The sequence below is a fragment of the Bradyrhizobium sp. CCBAU 11386 genome, assembly GCF_028128955.1.
Taxonomy (GTDB): domain Bacteria; phylum Pseudomonadota; class Alphaproteobacteria; order Rhizobiales; family Xanthobacteraceae; genus Bradyrhizobium.
The window spans coordinates 1-20,288 of sequence record NZ_LBKA01000192.1 but is presented as its reverse complement, the minus strand read 5'-3'; the positions used below and the strand labels follow the sequence as shown (position 1 = coordinate 20,288).

Annotated in this window: 15 protein-coding genes, 1 tRNA gene and 1 pseudogene; 5 read left to right on the top strand and 12 right to left on the bottom strand. The window is 64.4% G+C overall.

What is annotated here, in order from left to right; translation table 11 throughout:
- Positions 1-167 precede the first annotated feature (167 nt).
- The 3 genes from XI09_RS13470 (at position 168) to XI09_RS13460 (ending at position 1,676) form a co-directional block, all read left to right on the top strand.
- Positions 168-854 carry a DNA-3-methyladenine glycosylase I gene (locus tag XI09_RS13470; protein ID WP_271567269.1) on the top strand — a complete coding sequence of 229 codons (687 nt, stop codon included), beginning with the start codon at positions 168-170 and terminating at the stop codon, positions 852-854.
- A 28-nt stretch (positions 855-882) separates the two neighbouring features.
- Positions 883-1,176, top strand: a complete 294-nt coding sequence (locus tag XI09_RS13465; RefSeq protein WP_135175090.1) for a DUF1330 domain-containing protein — start codon at positions 883-885, stop codon at positions 1,174-1,176.
- A gap of 206 nt (positions 1,177-1,382) precedes the next feature.
- Positions 1,383-1,676 carry a hypothetical protein gene (locus XI09_RS13460; RefSeq protein WP_027542108.1) on the top strand — a complete coding sequence of 98 codons (294 nt, stop codon included), beginning with the start codon at positions 1,383-1,385 and terminating at the stop codon, positions 1,674-1,676.
- 152 nt (positions 1,677-1,828) lie between these two features.
- Here the strand turns inward: XI09_RS13460 and dinB are convergent.
- Positions 1,829-2,927 (bottom strand): annotated as a pseudogene (gene dinB / locus XI09_RS13455) (DNA polymerase IV).
- Positions 2,928-3,139: 212 nt separating this feature from the next.
- Here dinB and XI09_RS13450 point away from each other — a divergent pair.
- Both XI09_RS13450 and XI09_RS13445 read left to right on the top strand, forming a co-directional pair.
- Positions 3,140-3,349 carry a hypothetical protein gene (locus XI09_RS13450; protein ID WP_271567268.1) on the top strand — a complete coding sequence of 70 codons (210 nt, stop codon included), beginning with the start codon at positions 3,140-3,142 and terminating at the stop codon, positions 3,347-3,349.
- Positions 3,350-3,831: 482 nt separating this feature from the next.
- Positions 3,832-5,424: a hypothetical protein gene (locus XI09_RS13445; protein WP_271567267.1), complete on the top strand. Its 1,593-nt coding sequence runs from the start codon at positions 3,832-3,834 to the stop codon at positions 5,422-5,424.
- 29 nt (positions 5,425-5,453) lie between these two features.
- Here XI09_RS13445 and XI09_RS13440 read toward each other — a convergent pair.
- From XI09_RS13440 to XI09_RS13390, 11 genes are all read right to left on the bottom strand, one after another.
- Positions 5,454-5,530, bottom strand: a tRNA-Arg gene (locus XI09_RS13440).
- A gap of 154 nt (positions 5,531-5,684) precedes the next feature.
- Positions 5,685-6,734 (bottom strand): sensor domain-containing diguanylate cyclase, encoded by a 1,050-nt coding sequence (locus tag XI09_RS13435; protein ID WP_271567266.1) that lies wholly within the window; start codon positions 6,732-6,734, stop codon positions 5,685-5,687.
- 1 nt (position 6,735) lies between these two features.
- Complete coding sequence (locus XI09_RS13430) at positions 6,736-9,846, bottom strand: bifunctional diguanylate cyclase/phosphodiesterase (RefSeq protein WP_271567265.1); 3,111 nt, start codon at positions 9,844-9,846, stop codon at positions 6,736-6,738.
- Positions 9,847-9,971: 125 nt separating this feature from the next.
- Positions 9,972-11,057, bottom strand: coding sequence for a branched-chain amino acid ABC transporter permease (locus XI09_RS13425; RefSeq protein WP_271567264.1), 1,086 nt, complete (start codon positions 11,055-11,057; stop codon positions 9,972-9,974).
- Positions 11,054-12,064 carry a branched-chain amino acid ABC transporter permease gene (locus XI09_RS13420; RefSeq protein ID WP_271567263.1) on the bottom strand — a complete coding sequence of 337 codons (1,011 nt, stop codon included), beginning with the start codon at positions 12,062-12,064 and terminating at the stop codon, positions 11,054-11,056. Before XI09_RS13420 ends, XI09_RS13425 begins: the two co-directional genes overlap by 4 nt.
- Positions 12,061-12,783: a branched-chain amino acid ABC transporter ATP-binding protein gene (locus XI09_RS13415; protein ID WP_271567262.1), complete on the bottom strand. Its 723-nt coding sequence runs from the start codon at positions 12,781-12,783 to the stop codon at positions 12,061-12,063. Before XI09_RS13415 ends, XI09_RS13420 begins: the two co-directional genes overlap by 4 nt.
- Positions 12,780-13,544, bottom strand: coding sequence for an ABC transporter ATP-binding protein (locus XI09_RS13410; RefSeq protein ID WP_135175082.1), 765 nt, complete (start codon positions 13,542-13,544; stop codon positions 12,780-12,782). The genes XI09_RS13415 and XI09_RS13410 overlap by 4 nt, the downstream gene beginning before the upstream one ends.
- 158 nt (positions 13,545-13,702) lie before the next feature.
- On the bottom strand, positions 13,703-14,887 hold the full coding sequence (locus tag XI09_RS13405; RefSeq protein ID WP_271567261.1) for a substrate-binding domain-containing protein: 1,185 nt from the start codon (positions 14,885-14,887) through the stop codon (positions 13,703-13,705).
- A gap of 105 nt (positions 14,888-14,992) precedes the next feature.
- Positions 14,993-17,047: an acyl CoA:acetate/3-ketoacid CoA transferase gene (locus XI09_RS13400; RefSeq protein ID WP_271567260.1), complete on the bottom strand. Its 2,055-nt coding sequence runs from the start codon at positions 17,045-17,047 to the stop codon at positions 14,993-14,995.
- 109 nt (positions 17,048-17,156) lie between these two features.
- On the bottom strand, positions 17,157-18,467 hold the full coding sequence (locus XI09_RS13395) for an MFS transporter (RefSeq protein ID WP_271567259.1): 1,311 nt from the start codon (positions 18,465-18,467) through the stop codon (positions 17,157-17,159).
- Between the two features lie 195 nt (positions 18,468-18,662).
- Positions 18,663-20,105, bottom strand: coding sequence for a sigma-54 interaction domain-containing protein (locus XI09_RS13390; RefSeq protein WP_271567258.1), 1,443 nt, complete (start codon positions 20,103-20,105; stop codon positions 18,663-18,665).
- Positions 20,106-20,288 lie beyond the last annotated feature (183 nt).

The window sequence follows — 20,288 nt, the reverse complement described above, 5'->3', positions numbered from 1 at the left end:
CGGCAAAAAGCAAGAAGCAGACCAGCACGGCCGCCCCTTCACGTCAATCCAATGAGAGGGCGAGCATGCCGCGGCGTATTGCCGGATGCAAGGCACCGGGCGTCGCAGGTCTGGACCGGACCATCGAATTCTGCTGTCGTGGCGCACCCTCAACCGCCCGTGTCCGCATGACCCCGTTCAAGAGCATTCGTGCCCGCGCCGAGAAGCGCAAGGGTGGCCCCAAGGCGCTGGACAGGCTGATGCCTGCCAAGCCCGACCTCAAGCGCCTCGCGAAGCTCGGCGACGACCGCATCCTCGCCGAGATGACCAAGCGGGTGTTTTGCGCGGGCTTTGCCTGGAGCGTGATCGATTCGAAATGGGACGGCTTTGAAGAGGCCTTCCTGCATTTCCAGCCGGCCAAGCTGACCTTCCAGCCGGAAGACTATTGGGAAGGCCTGCTGCGCGATGCGCGGATCGTGCGCAACGGCGCCAAGATCATGTCGGTGCGCGACAACGCCGCCTTCGTCCAGGCGATCGCAACGGAGCACGGCAGCTTCGGCAAGTTCCTGGCGAAGTGGCCGTCGTCCGACGAAATCGGCCTGCTCGATCTCCTCACCAAGCGCGGCAGCCGGCTGGGCGGCAACACCGGTCAGATGCTGCTGCGCTTCGTCGGCTGGGACGGTTTCGTCACCTCCAAGGACGTCGTGGCCTGCCTGCGCGGGGCCGGCCTCGATATCGGCGAAGAGGTGAAGTCGAAGGGCGATCTCGCAAAAGTGCAGGCGCAGTTCAACGCCTGGGCCGAGGAGACCGGTCTGCCCTACACATATCTGTCACGCATCTGCGCGCTCTCGGTCGGCGAGGTCAGGAGCGAGTAACGGATCACGAGACATCGGGAGAAGAAGAATGGCCAAAGCCTATTGGGTTGCCACCTACCGCGCGATCAAGAACCCCGACGCCATGGCGGCCTATGCCAAGCTGTCGCGCCCGGCGATCGAGGCGGCCGGCGGCCGTGTGCTCGCGCGCGGGGTGCCGGCGGCGGCCTTCGAACTCGGCCAGATGGAACGCGTCGTTCTCATCGAGTTCGACAGCGTCGAGCGCGCCAAGGCCGCGTATGCGAGCCCGGCCTATCAGGCTGCTCATGATTTGCTCGGCGATGGTGCGGACCGCGACATCCGGATCGTCGAAGCCGCCGATTAGAGCCGCGCACAGGCAGATCGTGGACATCCTGTGGCGATCCCGTGCCGCGAGCGCGGCAGATGCCACGCGCGATCACGAAATACATTTCACCGGAACATTTGCGCGCAGCATCCGTTCGGAAATTTGAGCCAGGCGAACCAGGGCGCAGGGAACGCCCGCTCTGGCCCAAATCAATGAAACCCCGAACGACAGAAACGGAGCAGCGCATGAAGCTCACATCCGCGCAGGTGAAGCAGACCATCACGCAACTCGGCGCCCAGGTGCTGCCCGACGAGCATCCCGCCGTGCCCCAGCTCAACAGCATGTTCGGCGAGCACACCTTCTTCGTCGACGAGAGCGGACTCAAGGTCCTCGAGCCCACCCCGTCGCCAGGTGCAGAACGCGAGACCGGCGAAGTCGTCAGCCTCGCCGACTGGGCCGATGCAGACCTGACACGCTTGACGGCGCACGAGCCCGAGCCGACCGGCGTGATCGTGGTGTTCGAGCAGATGAAGCATTGATTGGTGCGGGCCGATCGACACTTCTATTGGTGGCGGGTTTGAAAAATCCCGTCACCGTATCGCGAAAAGCCGTATTTGCTGCCTCTACGACAGGTTTGGAGACGCGTCGCGGATAAAGAGGTCGCGTTCGCTGAGGGCCCTGTCCATCCGGTTCAGATGCCGAAAGTCAGCTGCGGTTCCGGATCATCCCCGTCCTGGAGGGCAGACAGCGATACGCCCAAGAGCCTGACGCGCTTGGGCAGCGGCATCTCGACTTCGAGCAGGCCGCAGGCCAGCCGCTCCAGATCGTCCCGGCCTGCAACCGGTGTTGGTGCGGACCTGCTACGTGTGATGATCTCGAAGTCGGCAAATTTGATCTTCAAGGTGACGGTGCGGCCGCGGTTGCCGGTCGCCTCGCAATGGCGCCAGACCTTCGACGAGAGGCTTGAGCTCGGCGACCAGCGCGTCGAATTCGTCGAGGTCGGTTGAGAACGTGGTCTCCGCGCCGATGGACTTGCGGATCCGGTTGGCCCGGACCGGACGCTCGTCGACTCCGCGTGAGATCCAATAGTAATAGGCGCCCGACTTGCCGAAATTCGCGTTCATGAACTCCAGCGTCTGGTTGCGCATGTCGCGACCGGTAAATATGCCGAGCGCATTCATCTTCGCACTGGTCGCCGGGCCTATCCCGTGGAACTTGCCGACGGGCAGCGCCTCGACGAAGGCCGGTCCCATCTCCGGAGAGATCACGAACTGACCGTTGGGCTTGCGATGATCGGAGGCGAGCTTGGCCAGAAACTTGTTGTAGGAGATGCCCGCCGAAGCGTTGAGCCCTGTCTCGGCCTTGATCTTCTCGCGGATCCGCAGCGCGACGTCGCGCGCCAGCGGGATGCCCTGCAGGTTTTCCGTCACGTCGAGATAGGCCTCGTCGAGCGACAACGGCTCGATGATTGGCGTGTGCTCGGCAAAGATGTCGCGGATCTGCCTGGAGATCGCCTTGTAGACCTCGAAGCGCGGCTTGACGAAGATCAGATCGGGACATTGCCGCTTCGCGGTCACTGAGGGCATGGCAGAGCGAACGCCGAACTTGCGGGCCTCGTAGCTGGCGGCCGCGACGACGCCGCGTTCGGCGGAGCCTCCGACCGCGACCGGCTTTCCACGCAGGTCCGGATTGTCGCGCTGCTCCACGGACGCATAGAACGCATCCATGTCGATATGGATGATCTTGCGGACGGGCGAGGTTTCGCCCGTCACCGTGCCGGAATCGCTCATGGGAAGATGATACAATCGGGCAAGGAGAAGCGCGAGGTGATCGATGCTTTTCGCGCTTTACGCAGCCTGGGTCGCGTTTGCCGGCCTGCTCAATGCGGCCATCTGGCGTTTGAATTGAGGCGTTCAGTCTCGACAGGTTCAAAGAACAGTCTCAGGCTTGTGAGTGGCAAGCATGGGCACGCGATCTAATATGAGCCTGCGGAGGACAGCCTATGCAATACAGCTCCGAGCTCGTTCACACGATGCGTCAAGCGCTGGAGACCGTGATGGCGAGCGTACCGGCCCATCAATCGGTCTTCGGTCTGAAAGCGGCTGTGGCCGAATGCATCCTGAAGGCCGCCGCACACGGCCAGACGTCCTACGACGGACTGGTCACGTCCGCCTCCGACCAGATCCAGACGATGATCTCGATGCTCAGCTAGGCGCGTAAAGACGGCTACAAGGCTGGCGCGCCACGGCCGATGAAGATGGGCACTACTCGTTCGCCATGGCATTATGATGCTATAATCGACTACACGCTCAAACCGACTAACCTGCGATGGCCTGCGATCTTTCGCTACGCCTCATGGGCAGCATTCTTCCGAATGCCGGGAACGCGTTTGACGAACAGTGTAATTAAATCTCTATCAATTGTCCGGCGGCAATGCATAGCGCAGCACGTGGATTTCGCTTGCCCGCCAAGCGTGATTTTCAGAGCCAGATTAGCAGTTATCTAATTGAAGTGACGACGCAATTAATCCCTTGTCCAGCCGCAGCCTTGAAGTGCTGAAGTTCGTTCGTGCAATTGTCAGATTGTCTGCTTATCTTTGCCGGGCTGCTGGCCGTTATCACTCTCTGGCGATCGCTTATTTTGACCATTGCATGATCCGCGGCGTCCTGCGCCGCTCGAAATTCGGGGAGCGTCATGATCAATTTCAAGAAGCTTACCACGACCGGCTTCGATGCCGACGCGCTTTCCACGACCGTCGCCGGGGAGAAGGTCTTCAACTTTGGTGCGCTCACGACGAGCGGCGATCTCGCGAACGGGGTCTTTGGCGGCGCCGACAATCTGACGATCTACAATTTCGCTCGGATCACCACGAGAGGCGCGGGCGCAGCAGGCATCTTCGTCCTCGGCAACGATGCGCGCATCGACAATTTTGGATCGGTGGTCACCCATGGCGGGCTCTTCGATCCGGACCCGGGCGTGAACGGAGACGAATTCGTTTCCGACGCAATCACGGTCTTTGGCGACCGATTCAACATCGCCAATCACGGGACGGTCCACGTCGAGGGGGACTTCGCTTCCGGAATGTCGGGCATCGGTGCGAACGGAACGATCGTCAACTACGGTCGGGTCGAGAGTTCCGCCTTCGCATCGGTCGTGATGGCTGCCTTCGGCGACGGGTCGCACGTCATCAATACAGGCGAGGTGACCGGTAGTGCCGATGAGATCGCGGCCGTTTTGGTGTTTGGCGAGGGCGCCACGGCGCTCAACTTCGGCAAGGTGGTGGCGAGCGGTGTGGGCAGCGCCGGCGTGGGCGCCGCAGGTGCGGATGCGCAGATCACGAACCGGGGCCTTGTCCAGCTGACTGGCGACGAGGGTGCCGGCATGGCCGCCTTTGGAAGCGGCCATCAGGTCAACAATTTCGGACACATCGCTGCGCAGGGCGACCTGACGTTCGGAATAGCGTCGGCCGGGCTCGACCTTCAGCTCGTGAATACCGGGATGATTTCCACCGACGGCGACGTCGCCGTCGGCATTGCGCTTGGCGTGAACCGATTCGGTTTTCGCCCGACGCAGGACGGCAGCATCGAAAATAAAGGCGTGGTTCACACCCACGGAGACGGTTCGGCGGGCGTGATCCTGGGCGGCAATGGCAGCCACCTCGTCAACAGTGGCGACATCGCGGCGAATGGCGGCGGCTTCGCCAGCCCGGTGCTTGGAAACGTCAGCGCTGCCGGTGTTCTGGTGTCCGGAGACGATGCGGTCGTGGTGAATACGCTGCAGGGTACGATCAAGAGCGGCAATGCCGGTTCGGCCGCCGTCGAACTCAACGTTGTGGTTCGCTCCGGCCTGTCGAATGCGGACACATCATCGCGTCTCGACAACGCCGGCCTGATCAAGGGAGCCGGAATCGCGGTTCTCGGCGGCGACGGGCAGGAGACGGTGGTCAACCACGGCAGGATCGTGGGCGACGTGGTCCTGGGTGACGGCGCGGACACGTTCGTCTTCGGAATGCACGGGACGCTCGCCGGAAAGCTCTTTCTCGGAGGCGGCGACGATCTGGTGCGCGTCGAGCAGGACGCGGGGTCGATGCGCATCGCGGATTTCGCAGCCGGATCCGCGAGCGGAGATGTCATTGATGTTTCGGCGTATTTCTCGAGCTTCGGCCAGGTGACGGCGCACAGTCATCAGGCGGGCAGCGACGTGGTCATCGATCTTGGCCACGATCGCCTGGTTCTGGAGCACGTCCAGCTCGCCACCTTAGACGACGCAGACTTCTTGCTGGTTTGAGCGAGCGGACCTGATTTCAGAGAGGTCTTTGGCGCACCCGACACGATTCGAACGTGTGACCTTTGCCTTCGGAGGGCAACGCTCTATCCAGCTGAGCTACGGGTGCAGTGGGGCCTCATTTAGCCGATTGGCGAGGGGCGGGCAACCGCTTCTCGCCGTATCGCGCAGAAGCGTTTCGAGCGAGGTGGATGCCGGTTCGCGCAAAGAAAACGCTTGAAAACAAGAATCTGGAGCCCCGTTCCGATTGCATCGGGACGGCTCTAGGCTGTTTTGCGCCGGAAAGGGGCAGGAACCGGGTCGCGGCCGAGTCCGGCGAATTCGGCGAGCAGCCGTTCGGCGCAGATGACGCGGTTGCGGCCGAGCCGTTTTGCCGCATAAAGCGCCTGGTCGGCCAGGCCCAGCAGCCGGTCGGGGCTGTCGTCGGCCTTGCCGGGAATGTGGCTGGCGACGCCGACGCTGAGGGTGACGTGGTCGCCGGCGCCGGTGGCGCCATGGGCGATCCGCAAGGCCATGACGGCGATGCGGATCTCGTCGGCAATGGCGCAGGCGGAATCGCAATCCATGTCCGGCAGGATCAGGGCGAACTCCTCGCCGCCATAGCGGCTGGCGAGGTCGAGCGGGCGCACGGCATGGCGGCTGACGACCGCGGCGACCGCGCGCAGGCATTCGTCGCCGCTCTGATGGCCGTGCCGGTCGTTGAACAGCTTGAAATGATCGACATCGACGAACAGCAGCGCCATCGGCTTCTGCGTCCGCTGGGCGCGGGCCCATTCCGTCATCAGCACCTGGTCGAAGGAGCGGCGGTTCGACAGGCCCGTCAGCCCGTCCCTGGCGGCGAGCTCCTTCAGCGCATTCTCGGCGCGCTTCTGGTCGGTGAGGTCGCGCAGCGTCTCCACCACCGCGATCAGATGGCCCGCCTCGTCGTGGATCGGGCCGGCGTCGATGGCGAGATAGAGCTGGCTGCCGAGCTTCGGCATCACGCACCAGTTCTCCGCGCTGAAGCCGAGCCCGTTATGGCCGCGCGCCGCATATTCCGGATAATATTCCGGCAGCTGCTCGGGGCGGTCGAGCGCGACCAGGTCGGCGAGGCACGGGCGCTTGCTTTCATAGAAGGCCTGCCAGTGCTTCGTGGTGCCGATCACCTCGGAGGCGGCGACGCCGGTCAGCCGCTCGCAGGCCCTGTTCCAGATCACGACGCGGCGCTTCGGGTCGATCACGAAGGTCGGCACCACCAGATGCTGCATCAGCCGTACGGCATAGGAATCCGCAACGTCGACGGTTTTGCCCGAAGTTTTCCCCGGCTTCGCCATCTCAGGCCACCGCCGCCACCGGTACGGCATCGCTCGGGCCGAACAGCTTTCGCACCTCGCTGGCCGGCTTCGGCGCGCTGAACAGATAGCCCTGCATCTCGGTGCAGCCGAGCGTGCGCAGCAGCTCGCGCTGGGCCTCGGTCTCGACGCCCTCGGCGACCGTGGTCATGTGGCTCGCGGCGGCGATGTTCACCACCGCCTGCACGATCACGGGCGCGCCGCTCGTCTCCGCGATGTCGGCGACGAAGCAGCGGTCGATCTTGATCTTGTCGAACGGGAAGCGCTTCAGATAGCTCAGCGAGGAGTAGCCCGTGCCGAAATCGTCGAGCGCGATCCGCACGCCGATCGAGCGAAGCTGGTGCAGGATCGAGAGCGCCGCCTCGTCGTCGCGGATCAGCACGGCCTCGGTGATCTCGAGCTCGAGCCGGCGCGGGTCGAGCCCGGAGGCGGCGAGCGCGCCGGCGATCCTGAGCGCCAGCGTGTCGCATTTGAGCTGCACCGGCGAGACGTTGACCGCAACCCGCACATGCGCCGGCCAGGTCGCGGCTTCGTTGCAGGCCATGCGCAGCACCCAGTCGCCGAGCTCGTTGATCAGGCCGGTATCCTCGGCGATCGGAATGAACTCCGCCGGCGAGATCCCGCCGCGTTCGGGATGGCGCCAGCGCAGCAGCGCCTCGCAGCCCGAGACCTCGCCCGAGCGCAGATCGACCAGCGGCTGATAGTGAATCTCGAAGCCGCCGTTCACCAGCGCCTGTCGCAAATCCTGCTCCATGCTCAGGCGCGCCCTGGCGCTCGCATCCATCGCCGGCTCGAAGAAACGGTGAGTGCGCCGCCCTTCGGCCTTGGCACCGTACATCGCGAGGTCGGCGTTCTTGACGAGCTGGTCGAGATCGGTGCCGTCCTGCGGCGCCAGCGCGATCCCGATGCTCGCGTCCGTGGAGAGCTGATGGCCGAGACAATGATAGGGCTGCCGGATTGCCTGGTAGATCCGGGTCACAAAGGACAGCACCTCGGCAGAGGATTGGATCCCGGTCTGGATCACCGCGAACTCGTCGCCGCCCAGCCGCGCGATCAGATCGCCCTCCTTGAGGCAGCCGCGCAGACGGCTTGCGATCAGCTTCAGCAGCTCGTCGCCGACATGGTGACCGAGCGAATCATTGATCCCCTTGAACTCGTCGACGTCGATATAGAGCAGTGCGAACTGATCCCCGCCGGCGACCTTCTTCAGCTCGCGTTCGATCTGTTCGCGAAATAACGTACGATTTGGCAGATCAGTCAGCGCGTCGTAGTGCGCCATATGCGCGATCTTCTCGTCGGCCCGGCGCCGCTCGGTGACGTCGTCGATGACATGAATGAGATAGCGCGGCTCGCCGGCTTCGTCGCGAATGCCGATCCGGGTTGAGGTAATGTAGCGCATCCCCATGCCCGGCATGTGCCAGGCGTGCTCGTCCTTGAACAATCCCTTGGCCGATTGCAGGGCGCTGCTGTCGTCCTCGGTGATGTGGGCGGCGTGCGCCTCGGGGAAGATGTCGAAAGCGGTTTTGCCCATGACGTCCTGGCGCGACTGGCCGAACAGCTGCTCGGCGACGCCGTTCAGCAGCAGGTATTGCCGCGTCCGGGCATCCTTCACCGTGATCTGCGAGGGAATATGGTCGACGATCTCGCGCAGGAAGGTGTGGTTGCGATCGCGCTCCTGCTCCAGATTGCGGCGCTCGGTAATGTCCTCGATCGTGGCGACCCATCCGCCCTGCGCGAGCGGCGTGTTGATGACCTGGAAGGCGCGGCCGTTGGCCAATTGATGAGTTCTCGTGGAGACCGTGCCTTCGGCGACGATCCTCATGACGTCGGCGCAAAACTCCTCGACATCGCCGTCAAATGCGTCACGTTCCTTGCGATGGTACATCGCCTCGCGGATGTGACAGCCGGGCTTGATGACGTCGTGGGAGAGGCCGAACATGTCGGCGTAGCGGCGGTTGCAGGTGACGATGTATCCGGCGGCATCGTACAGGATCAGCCCTTGCGACATGTTGTTCAAGGCCGTGTCGAGCCGCTGCCGCTCCGATTCGATCCGCTCCTGGGCTTCGCGGTTCTGCCGGTTGATCTGGCGGATGATCAGAAAGAGGATCAGCGTGATCACGACGGCCGAAAGCGCGGCCGTCGTGACCATGAAGCCGGTCTGCTGCCGCCAGTCGGCAAGCGCCGCCGCCGTCGTGTTGGTGGCAACGATGACCAGCGGGAAATGCTTCAGCGACGCGGCCGAGCCGAGCCGCTCCTGGCCGTCGACGGGGCCCTTGACGCGAAGCGTATGCTGGCCGCCCTTGGTCAGCACCTTGTGCATCAGCGGCGCATCCTTGAAGCTCCTGCCGATCAGCTCCTCGACATGAGGGTAGCGCGCCAGCATCTTGCCTTCGCGATCGAACAGCGAGATCGCCGTGCCCTCGGCGAGCGCCACGGATGCGAAATAGTTCTGGTAGCTGTCCGGATCGATCCGCCGGACCATCGCGCCGACGAAGGTGCCGTCCGGCAGGCTCAGCCGGCGTGCGACGATCGTGGTCCATTTGCCGATGATGAAGCTGCGGACGGACTCCAGCGCCACCGGTTCGGCCATCGGGTTCGATTTGAAGGTCTGGAAGTAGGCGCGCGAGGAGACGTTGATCTTGGGCAACGGCTGGGCCCGCGACCAGTTGATCAGTTCGCCGTCGACATCGTAGATCGCGATGTCGCCGAGATAGGAGACCGAGCTGATCTTGCTTCGCAGCATCTGGTTTGCGGCAGGGCCGGACAGGCGCTCGCGGAACATCGCGGGCGAGGTGATCTCCGGCAGGTTCATCTGCCCGATCAGATCGGCGGCGACGACGTCGGAATCCTCGAATTGCTGATCGAAATGCCGCGCGATCAGCTGCACCGTGTTTTCCAGCTCGCGCTCGCGGTTGGCGAGGGTTCGCTCGCGGAATTCGCCGACGGACACGGCGGTCACGGCGAAGATCCCCGCGACCAGCAGCGCGCCACACAGGGTCAGCCATAGGACCGGACCACGCCGCGCCAAGGCCGCCCAGCCGTTGTTCGCGGCTAAGGACATTCCGGCTGCCACCGTGGAAAAGACCTGGCGCATTCCCCCTCCCTGGAGGAACAGGAATACACCGCACAAATGGCGTAAACCTTAGCAAAGCCAGTTACCTAAGCATTAATCGAATTACGCGGTCACGTCCGCGCTGCGTTGCATCATTTAATGACAGCTTAATGCGAGGTGCCCGCGCTCTTGTCACCGCCGCGATTGCGCAGCCGTCCGACCACGCCGGTCGGGAAGAAGTAGACGCTGGCAATGAACAGCAGCCCGAGCCACAGCAGCCAGCGGTCGGGATGCAGAAGTCCCGGCAGCAGCGGCAGCCCGGCCTCCGACGCCGCCTTGGAGGCGACTCCCATCAGCGATTGCAGGTAGTTCTGCGCGAGGATGAAGATGGTGGCGCCGATGATCGCGCCGTAGATCGTGCCCATGCCGCCGATCACGACCATCAAAAGAATGTCGAGCATGATGGAGAAGCTCAGCGACGTGTCCGGGCCGGCATAGCGCAGCCACAGCGCATTCAGGATGCCGGCGCTGGCGGCGACGAGGGCCGCGAGGCAGTTGGCGTAGGTCAGGTGGAATACGGTGCGGAAGCCGAGCGCCTCGGCGCGGAAACGGTTCTCGCGGATCGCCTGGAGCACGCGCCCGAACGGCGAGTTCACCACGCGCAGCAGCGCGAGGATCATCAGGGCCGATATGGCGAACACCAGATAATAGGTGAAGATTCGGCCGTTGACCTCGAAGCCGAACAGGTTCCTGGAGATCAGCACCGTGCCGGGGCGCAGCAGTTCGGGCAGCTGGAAGCTGCGGCCATCCTCGCCGCCGGTCAGCCAGGACAACTGCGAGGCCAGCACCTGGAAGGCAGAGGCGACGGCCAGCGTGATCATGGCGAAGAAGATCGCCGCGACCCGCAGCGAAAACAGTCCGATCGCGAGCGCGAGCAGCGCGGCGAGCGGCAGGCCGACGACGATGCCGGTTGCGACCGCGGCCCAATTCGGGCCCATCCCGTACAGCGCGATCGCGATCGCGTAGCTGCCGATGCCGTAGAACATGGTGTGGGCGAACGACACCGAGCCGGTATAGCCGAGCAGCAGGTCGTAGGAGGCGACCAGCGCGGCGAAGACGCAGATCTTGGCCGCGACGTTCAGCGCCTTGGCACCGGGAAACAGGAACGGTGTTGCCGCCAACGCCAGGATGATGAGGACGAGGACGAACGTGAGAACGCGGCTGCGCGGCGGATCGCCTGACAGGATCATCATCGGCTGGTCACCGCATAGAGGCCGCGCGGCCGCCACATCAGAATGGCGACCATCAGCAGGATGTTGGACACGAGGGCGAGTTTCGGCACCAGGAAGCCGCCGTAATTGGCGACCATCGCCACCAGGATCGCGCCGATGAAGCAGCCGCCGATCGACCCGAGCCCGCCGATGATGACGACGATGAAGATCAGCACGGTGAGGTCGTCGCTCATGGAGGCGTGGACCTGCTCGCGATAGAGCGCCCACATCACGCCGCCGAGGCCGGCGAGCGCGGAGCCCGTCATGAACACGCCGAGGAACAGGCGGCGGATGCGATAGCCGAGCGCCTCGACCATCTCGCGGTTCTCGACGCCGGCGCGGATCAGCAGGCCGAGCTTGGTGCGGTTGAGCACGAGCTGGATCGCGATGAAGACGGCAAGGCCGATCAGCGTCGCCAGCACGCGGTATTTGGCGATCGCGACGTCGCCGAGGATGAAGGAGCCGCGCAGCGAAGTGGGCAGCGGCATCGGGATGATCTGCGGCCCCCACAGCGCATAGAGCGCCTGCTCGGCAACGATCAGGCCGCCGGTCGTCATCAGGATCTGCTTCAGGTGCTGGCCGTAGACCGGCAGGATCAGCACGCGCTCGACGACCAGGCCGAGCGCGCCGGACACCGCCATCGACAGCAGCGCGGCCGGCGCCAGCACCGCGAGGTTCGTCCAGAGCGAATCGGCCTGAATGGAAGCCGCGAACGGCGCCAGCACCAGGGTTGCGACATAGGCGCCGACGGCGATGAAGGCGCCGTGGCCGAAATTGAGCACGTCCATCAGGCCGAACACCAGCGTCAGCCCGGAGGCCATGATGAAGATCATCATGCCCATGGCGAGGCTCGCGGCGGTCAGCGTCAGCCAGGTGCTGGGCGAGCCGACCAGCGGGATCACCATGAGGGCGATCGCGACCGGCAGCAGGATCGGCGCGATGTCGCGCTTCGGCTTCGGCAGCGGATCGTTTGCGGCAAGTTCTGTCACTGATGCGCCTCCAGGCTCAGGCCGAGCAGCCGCTCTTGCAGCGGCACGTCGGCGGCGAGCGCCGCCATCTCGCCGCGATGGACGATGGTGCCGTTGTCCATGACCAGCACGTTGTCGCCGAGCTCGCGCGCGGCAAAGAAGTTCTGCTCGACTAGGAGAATGGTGGCGCCCTTGCGCTTGATCTCCTTCAGGCACTCGATCAGCGCCATGACGATGGCGGGCGCCAGCCCCTTGGTCGGCTCGTCGATCAAGAGCAGCTTGCGCGGCTCGATGATGGCGCGCGCGATCGACAGCATCTGCTTCTGCCCGCCGGAGAGGCTTCCCGCGCGCGACAGCCAGAACCGGCGCAGCGCCGGAAAGAAGCCGAAGATCCAGTCGAGCTGGGCGTCGTCGAGCGGCCCGTCGCGCGCTGCCAGCACGAGGTTCTCCTTCACCGTGAGATCGGAGAACACTGCCATGCTTTCGGGCACGTAGCCGACGCCGAGCCGGGCGATATCGGGCGTGGCGCGGCTCTCGATGCGTTCGCCGCCGAGGCTGATCTCGCCCTTCGAGGCCTGCCAGAGGCCCATGATGGTGCGCAGCGTCGTGGTCTTGCCGGCGCCGTTGCGGCCGAGCAGCATCGTGGTCTGTCCTTGCGGGACGACGAGATCGATGCCCTGGAGAATGTGATAGCGGCCGATATGGGTGTGCACGCCGGAGAGTTTGAGCAGATCGGTCATGCTGCACTCTTCGGAGCGACGCCGAGATAGGCCTCCTGCACGATCGGCGAGGCGATCACCTCGGCCGGCGGTCCGTCGGCGACGAGCTGGCCGTTATGCAGCACGATGATGCGGTCGGCGAGCGAGCGCACCACGTCCATCTTGTGCTCGACGAGGAGAATGATCTTGCTGCGGTCCTGCTTCAGCTGTGCGATCAGGTTGAGCACGACAGGCACCTCGTCGATGCTCATGCCCGCGGTCGGCTCGTCGAACATGAACACCTTCGGCTCCAGCGCGATCATCAGCGCGACCTCGAGCTTACGCTGGTCGCCGTGCGACAGCGCGGTCGCGGCGACGCCGCGGCGGCTGCCGAGCGCGACCTGGTCCAGGATGGCGTCGGCGCGTGCGATCAGGTCGCGGCGGACCATCCACGGTCGCAGCATATCGTAATGGGTGCCGTTCGCGGCCTGCACTGCGAGGCGGACATTTTCCTCGACCGACAGATTTGGGAACAGGTTGGTGAGTTGAAAGGCGCGCCCGAGCCCCGCGCGGGTGCGCAGCGGCGCGGAATGCTGGGTGATGTCGGTGCCGTCGAACAGGATGCTGCCGTGTGAAGCGCGCAGCTGGCCCGAGATCAGGTTGAAATAGGTGGTCTTGCCGGCGCCGTTCGGCCCGACGATGGCGGTGAGCTCGCCCGGGCGGAACGTACAGGAGACGTTGTTGACCGCGACGTGGCCGCCAAAGCGGATGGTGAGGTCGCGGGTTTCGAGAGTCAGCGGCATTCTTGCAAACCGGGTTGGTCTATCGGTTCACCTCTCCCCGAAGGGGAGAGGTCGATTTGCGTAGCAAATCGGGTGAGGGGGCTCAGGTCCCACGAGGAGGGTGGTACCCCTCACTCGGCGCTTCGCGCCGACCTCTCCCTGCGGGAGAGGTGAAGCACCTACCGCTTGTTGCGGACGGGGACGTCCATGTCCTCGATCTTCAGCTCGCGCACCGGCTCGAGCACGGCCCAGGCGACGTTCGGATCGACCTTGACCTTGAAGTGATACATGCTCTGGAGCGCCTGATGGTCGTCTTTCCGGAACACCATCTTGCCCTTCGGCGTGTCGAACTCCAGGCCTTCCATCGCCGTGATCAGCTTCTCGGTATCGGTCGACTTCGCCTTGGTGACGGCGGCGACGACGGACATCGCGGCGGCGAAACCGCCCGCGGTGAAGAAGTCCGGCGGCGCTTTGAAGCGCTTCTGGTGCTCGGCGACCAGCCAGTCGTTCACCGGGTTCTTCGGGATCTCGTAGAAATAATAGGTCGCGCCTTCCATGCCGGGCAGGCCCTTGTAGGCGGCGAGCGCCGGCAGGATGTTGCCGCCGGTGGAGAGCTCGATGCCATAGCGCTTCGGATCCATGTCCTGGAGCTTGGCCAGCGGATTGCCGGCGCCGGCCCAGATCACCCAGATCACCTTGCGGCCCGGCTTGTCCTTCAGCGCGTCGAACAGGCGCTGGCCGACCGCGGTGAAGTCGGTGGTCGAGGTCGGGGCGTATTCCTCCGCGGCGAGCGTCGCGCCGGTCTTGGCGAGCGCCTCCTTGAAGGCGGCGACGCCGTCGCGGCCAAAGGCATAGTCCTGCGCCAGCGTTGCAACGGTGACGCCCTGCTTGCCGATCGCGACCGCGTTCGAGATCGCGTCCTGCGAGGAGTTGCGCGCGGTGCGGAAGATGTAGCGATTCCACTTCTCGCCGGTAATCTGGTCCGCGACCGCCGGCTCGACGATCAGGATCTTCTTGTTCTCCTCGGCGACGGGGAGAATGGCGAGCGCTGCGGCCGACGAGGTCGTGCCGATCGCGATATCAGCCTTGTCGTCCTGATAGGCTTCCGCGAGCGCGGCCTTGGAAAGGTCGGGCTTGCCCTGGTCGTCCTTGGTGATGACGACGATCTTGCGGCCGTCGAGCGTCATCGTGCCCTTGGTGGCGTATTCGAACCCCATTTGCAGGCCGGTCTCGGTCTGCTTGGCGTAGGCCTCGAGCGGACCGGTCTTGCCATAGATCAGTGCGACCTTGAGGTCGTCGGCCCGTGCGGAGGTGCCCGCGGCGAGGGCGAGGATGGTTGTTGTTATGATGAGTGATCGACGCACGATGGTCCCTCCTGATTCAAAGTTTCTCGGTAATAGCGATTTGCACAACGGTACGAACATTGCAATTCAACCTTCCGGCGGACTGCGCCGGCACATGAGCATGCATCATTTTTGGGCCTGCCGTGTCACGCGCGTGTCGCCGGATGCGGCGGGGCTGCCGGCAGACTCGATCTGCCGCCAGTCCGACTGCGCTTCTTCCGCGCTCTCGAAGATGTGCGGCGCGACGCCGCGCTTCTCCAGGGCTTCGCCGAGTTTGATGCGCAGGAAGCCCGACGTGGTGTAGCGCGACACGCCGGAATAGAAGCGGTCGACGAGACTGCGCACCATGGCCGAATAATCGTCCATCAGCTCCGGCAGGATCGAGAAGTTGTCGTAATTGACGATGGCGTAGACCCGGCGGCCGAGCGGAGCGAGCCTCGCCTCGACGAGGGCCGCGATCGCATCGATCTCGGCCTTGCTGCGCAGCGGATAGCGTTCGAGGTTGACGAAGAACAGGTTCTGCTGCTCGTCCAGCGTGAAGCGCTGGTCGAGCGGAATGGTCAGCAGCCGCTCGCGCAGGTCCATGGCGCCGTCGCGGAAGATGCGGGCGTCCATCAGGACGGGGTCGCGCGGGATCAATGGCTTGAAATCCATCAGGCGCAGGATGTCGCGCTCGATGTCGATGCCGGGCGCTATTTCCATGAGTTCGAGCCCGTCGGGCCGCAACGCGAAGACGCAGCGCTCGGTGACATAGAGCACGCGCTGCCCCCGCGCCGCCGCGAAGGGCCCGCTGAAGGTGACGTGCTCGACGCGGTCGACGAATTTGCGCGACCGCGCCTCGTCGAGGATGGCGAGCTTCCCGTCGTTCACCGCGATGCGCTGCTTGCCGGCGCCGAACGTGCCGACGAAGACGACTTCCTTGGCGTTCTGGCTGATGTTGATGAAGCCGCCGGCACCCGCAAGCTTCGGCCCGAACTTGCTGACATTGAGGTTGCCGGCCCGATCGACCTGGGCGAGCCCGAGGAAGGCAGCATCTAAGCCGCCGCCGTCGTAGAAGTCGAATTGATACGGCTGGTCGATCACCGCCTGGGTGTTGATCGCCGCGCCGAAATCGATCCCGCTCGCCGGGATGCCGCCGATCACGCCGGGCTCCGCCGTCAGCGTGATGAGATCGATGATCCGCTCTTCATTCGCGACCGAAGCGATCCCTTCCGGCATGCCGATGCCGAGGTTGACCACGCTGTTGGCCTTGAGCTCGAGCGCAGCGCGCCGGGCGATGATCTTGCGCTCGCTGACCGGCATCACCGGCAGAGAGGCCGCGCGGACGCGGATCTCGCTCGAGAAGGCCGCGTTGTATTGCGTGCCGAAAGTCTGCCAATGGTTCTCCGGCTTCGCCACGACGACACAATCGACGAGGATGCCGGGAATCTTGACCTGGCGCGGGTTGAGGCTGCCGCTCTCGGCAACGCGCTCGACCTGGGCGATGACGATCCCGCCCGAATTGTGCGCCGCCATGGCGATCGCCAGCGCTTCCAGCGTCAGCGCCTCCTTCTCCATGGTGAGGTTGCCGTCGGGATCGCCGGTCGTGGCGCGGATGATTCCGACATCAATCGGAAACGTCCTGTAGAGCAGGCATTCGTCGCCGCCGATCTTGATCAGCTCCACCATGTCCTCGGTGGTGCGCGCATTCAGCTTGCCGCCGCCATTGCGGGGGTCGACGAAGGTGCCCATGCCGACGCGGGTGATGTGCCCGGGCCGGTGCGCCGCGATGTCGCGGAACAGATGCGTGATGACGCCCTGCGGCAGGTTATAGGCCTCGATCTGGTTGGCGATCGCAAGCTGCTGGAGCTTCGGGGCAAGGCCCCAATGCCCGCCGATCACGCGCCGGACCAGGCCCTCATGCGCGAAATGATTGAGGCCGCGCTGCTTGCCGTCGCCCTGGCCGGCCGCATAGACGAGCGTCAGATTGCGCGGCTTGCCCTGGGTATAGGGCGCATCGCCCTCGTGGGAGAGATAGAGCTCCTCCAGCGCGATCGCGATCTCCTCGGCAAAGCCGATGCCGACGAAGCCGCCGGTCGCGACGGTGTCGCCGTCGCGGATCAGCATGACCGCTTCGGACGCCGTGACGACCTTGCCTTTCTCGGAATTGCGCAGGTAGGGCAGAGCTGGATGATGGCTCACGGCGTTCCTCCCGATCCCTGGACCGTATGCCGTTGTTGCTGTCGATCTTAGCGCGAGGAGCAGGCCCGGAACAGGTTGCTCCCCGCGACAAGAGGCATCATCGGGACATTCAGGATTGCACTATCTTGCGTGTTTCGGTGGCGAAATAGACCGACACCACGGTGATGAGCGCCAGCGCGATCATGTAGAGCGAGATCGGCCAGGTCGCCGGCGCGTACGCGGTCATCAATCCCGTCGCGATCAGCGGCGACAGCGCGCCGGCGAAGATCGAGGCGAGGTTGTAGCCGAGCGAGACGCCGCTATAGCGCACCTTGGTACCGAACAGCTCCGACAGGAAGCTCGCCTGCGGGCCGTACATCGCGGCGTGGCCGACGGCGAGGCCGAGCACGATCGCGATCCATGCAGCCTGCGGGTTCTTGGTCGCCAGCAGCATGAACAGCGGGAACGACATCAGCGCCGAGAACACCGCGCCGAAGATGTAGATCGGCCGCCGCCCGAGCCGGTCGGAGAGCGCGCCGAAGGCGGGAATGGTGAAGGTCTCGATCGCCGCGCCGATCAGCACGCCGTTGAGCATGTCCTGCTTGTTCATGCCGAGCGATTGCGTCGCATAGGCGAGCACGAAGGTGGCGTAGATGTAGAAGAAGCCGTTTTCGGCAAAGCGCGCGCCCATCGCGAGCAGGATGTTCTTGGGATACATGCGGATCGCCTCGACGATCGGCATCTTCACGTCCTGCTTGGTGTCCTTGACCTTCTGGAATTCCGGCGATTCCGCGATGGTGAAGCGGATCCACAAGCCCACCAGCACCAGCGCGATCGAGAACAGGAACGGGATGCGCCAGCCCCAGGCATAGAGCTGCGCGTCGCTCAGCATCGACGACACCACCGAGAACACCAGCGTGCCGAGCACGAGGCCGAGCGGCGCCCCGAGTTGCGGCCAGCTGCCGTAAAATCCCTTCTTGTCCGCAGGCGCATGCTCGACCGCCATCAGCACCGCGCCGCCCCATTCGCCGCCGAGGCCAAAACCCTGGATCAGCCGGCAGGTCACCAGCAGGACCGCGGCCCAGATGCCGGCGGTCTCGTAGGTCGGCAGGAAGCCGATCGCCGCGGTCGCGGCGCCCATGATCAGGAGCGTCAAATACAACATGGTCTTGCGGCCGATCTTGTCGCCGTAGTGGCCGAACACGACGCCGCCGAGCGGACGCGCGATGAAGCCGAGCGCGTAGGTCGCGAACGCCAGCAGCGTTCCCATCATGGGGTCGAAGGTCGGGAAGAACAGCTTGTTGAAGATCAGCGCCGCGGCGGTGCCGTAGAGGAAGAAGTCGTACCACTCGATGGCCGTGCCGATCAGGCTCGCGGTGGCGACCGTCACGTGCGAGGGCTGTCTCGCCTGAAGCTGATGGACCGAGATCGCTTCACTCATCTTGCGTCCTCCCTGGTTGCGAATGCGCATGTGCAGCATGCGTCATTGTGCAGAGCGAAGAGCAAGCTCCGCGCCAGATGCCACAGGTTTGCGCAAAATGGCTGAAAACCCAGCAGTTTCAGCGCGAGCTTCGGGAAAAAGCGGCCAGGCCGCGTGTCAGGAATCCGAGACTCCGGACACGTGATGTCTCGCAATTCAGACGGATGCGGCTCCCGAGGCGAGGCCGAACTTCGCCAGCTTCTTGTAGAAGGTCGCGCGCGAGATCTGGAGCATCTTGGCCGCTTCCGAGATCTGGCCGTTGCTGGCGGCGAGCGCCTGTTCCAGCGTGTGCTTCTCGAACTCGGCCTCGGCTTCCGCATAGGGCAGGACGAGGCCGGCCGGCCGCGATGGTGCCGTGGGCACCGTCTCCGCGCCAACGGGGAGAATGCGATCGAAGTCGTCGCTGGTGAGGCGTCCCGAATCGCTCAGGATCAGCGCGCGTTCCAGGATGTTGCGCAGTTCGCGGACATTGCCGGGCCAGCCATAGCGCGCAAGCGCAGCCAGGCCGCTCGGCGTGATCCTGGCATTGAGGTAGTCGCCGGATGCGCTGATGTCGTCGAGCAGCCGTCCACAGATCTCGGGCAGGTCGTCCAGGCAGTGGCGCAGGGGCGGCAGCACGATCGAGAGCACGTTGAGCCGGTAGTAGAGATCCGCCCGGAATGTCCCCTCGCTGACCCGCTTGTGCAGGTCGACATTGGTGGCCGCAATCACGCGCACGTCGACCTTGGTGACCTTGTCGGAGCCGAGTGGCTCGATCTCGCGCTCCTGGAGCACGCGCAGCAGCTTGGCCTGCAATTGCAGCGGCATCTCGCCGATCTCGTCGAGGAACAGCGTGCCGCCGTCGGCGATCCGGAATTTTCCGTCGCGACCCTTGCGGTCCGCGCCGGTATAGGCGCCCGGCGCGGCGCCGAAGAACTCCGATTCGATCAGCGTATCCGGGATCGCCGCGACGTTGACGCTGACGAACGGCTTTTCGGCGCGGGCGGACGCGTTGTGGATGGCCTGCGCCAGCATTTCCTTGCCGGTGCCGGTCTCCCCGGTGAGCAGAACGGTGACGCTCTGGCGCGCGGCGCGCGCGGCAAGCTCCTTGGCCTGTGCGATGCCAGCGGTTGCCCCGACATAGTCGTCGAACGTGAACCGGGCGGCGCGCGCATGCGACAATTGCCGCCGTGCCAGCCGCAAATCGTTTTCGAGCTGGGCGACGCGACCGAGCAGTGGCTTCAAGCCCTCGAGGCGGTCGTAAAGCACGAAGCCGATCGCGCCGATGATGTTCCCCTTCTCGTCCTCGATCGGCATGCGCGTCACGACGAGTTGCTCGCCGCCGAGCTCCATGATGTCGAGGATGATCGGTTCCCCCGTTTCCACGACCCTTCGCATCAGGCTGTTGGGGATGACCTCCTCGATCGGACGGCCGAGCGCCTCGGATGCATGCGAGAGGCCGATCGCGGTGACGTATTTTTCGTTGACATACACCACGCGTCCGCTGCGATCGATTGCGATGGCGCCTTCGCACAGATGCTCCAGCCGCTCGAACAGCGTCTCCATGGCGCGTGCGCGGATATAGGCGGGATCGCTGACGACGGAAGAGGGACCGGACATGGCGTGCCTCGCGGGAAGCCCGCCTGTTTATTACCAAAAGCGCAGTAATTTCAAAGGGCGAAAACGGCTTTTAGCGCAGCCCATTCTCAGTCGTCGTCCTGGACAAGCGAAGCGCAGATCTACCGTCTTGTCTGTCAAGGGGGCCGATCGGCTGTAAGTGTGCGGCATCGTGCTCGGCAGTCA

Bases quoted from the DNA above. Each gene is read 5' to 3' on its own strand.
- XI09_RS13425 (WP_271567264.1), bottom strand. From the start codon at position 11,057: ATGATGATCCTGTCAGGCGATCCGCCGCGCAGCCGCGTTCTCACGTTC.
- XI09_RS13450 (WP_271567268.1), top strand. From the start codon at position 3,140: ATGCAATACAGCTCCGAGCTCGTTCACACGATGCGTCAAGCGCTGGAG.
- XI09_RS13410 (WP_135175082.1), bottom strand. From the start codon at position 13,544: ATGCCGCTGACTCTCGAAACCCGCGACCTCACCATCCGCTTTGGCGGC.
- XI09_RS13415 (WP_271567262.1), bottom strand. From the start codon at position 12,783: ATGACCGATCTGCTCAAACTCTCCGGCGTGCACACCCATATCGGCCGC.
- XI09_RS13445 (WP_271567267.1), top strand. From the start codon at position 3,832: ATGATCAATTTCAAGAAGCTTACCACGACCGGCTTCGATGCCGACGCG.
- XI09_RS13460 (WP_027542108.1), top strand. From the start codon at position 1,383: ATGAAGCTCACATCCGCGCAGGTGAAGCAGACCATCACGCAACTCGGC.
- XI09_RS13470 (WP_271567269.1), top strand. From the start codon at position 168: ATGACCCCGTTCAAGAGCATTCGTGCCCGCGCCGAGAAGCGCAAGGGT.
- XI09_RS13465 (WP_135175090.1), top strand. From the start codon at position 883: ATGGCCAAAGCCTATTGGGTTGCCACCTACCGCGCGATCAAGAACCCC.
- XI09_RS13390 (WP_271567258.1), bottom strand. From the start codon at position 20,105: ATGTCCGGTCCCTCTTCCGTCGTCAGCGATCCCGCCTATATCCGCGCA.
- XI09_RS13395 (WP_271567259.1), bottom strand. From the start codon at position 18,467: ATGAGTGAAGCGATCTCGGTCCATCAGCTTCAGGCGAGACAGCCCTCG.
- XI09_RS13430 (WP_271567265.1), bottom strand. From the start codon at position 9,846: ATGCGCCAGGTCTTTTCCACGGTGGCAGCCGGAATGTCCTTAGCCGCG.
- XI09_RS13435 (WP_271567266.1), bottom strand. From the start codon at position 6,734: ATGGCGAAGCCGGGGAAAACTTCGGGCAAAACCGTCGACGTTGCGGAT.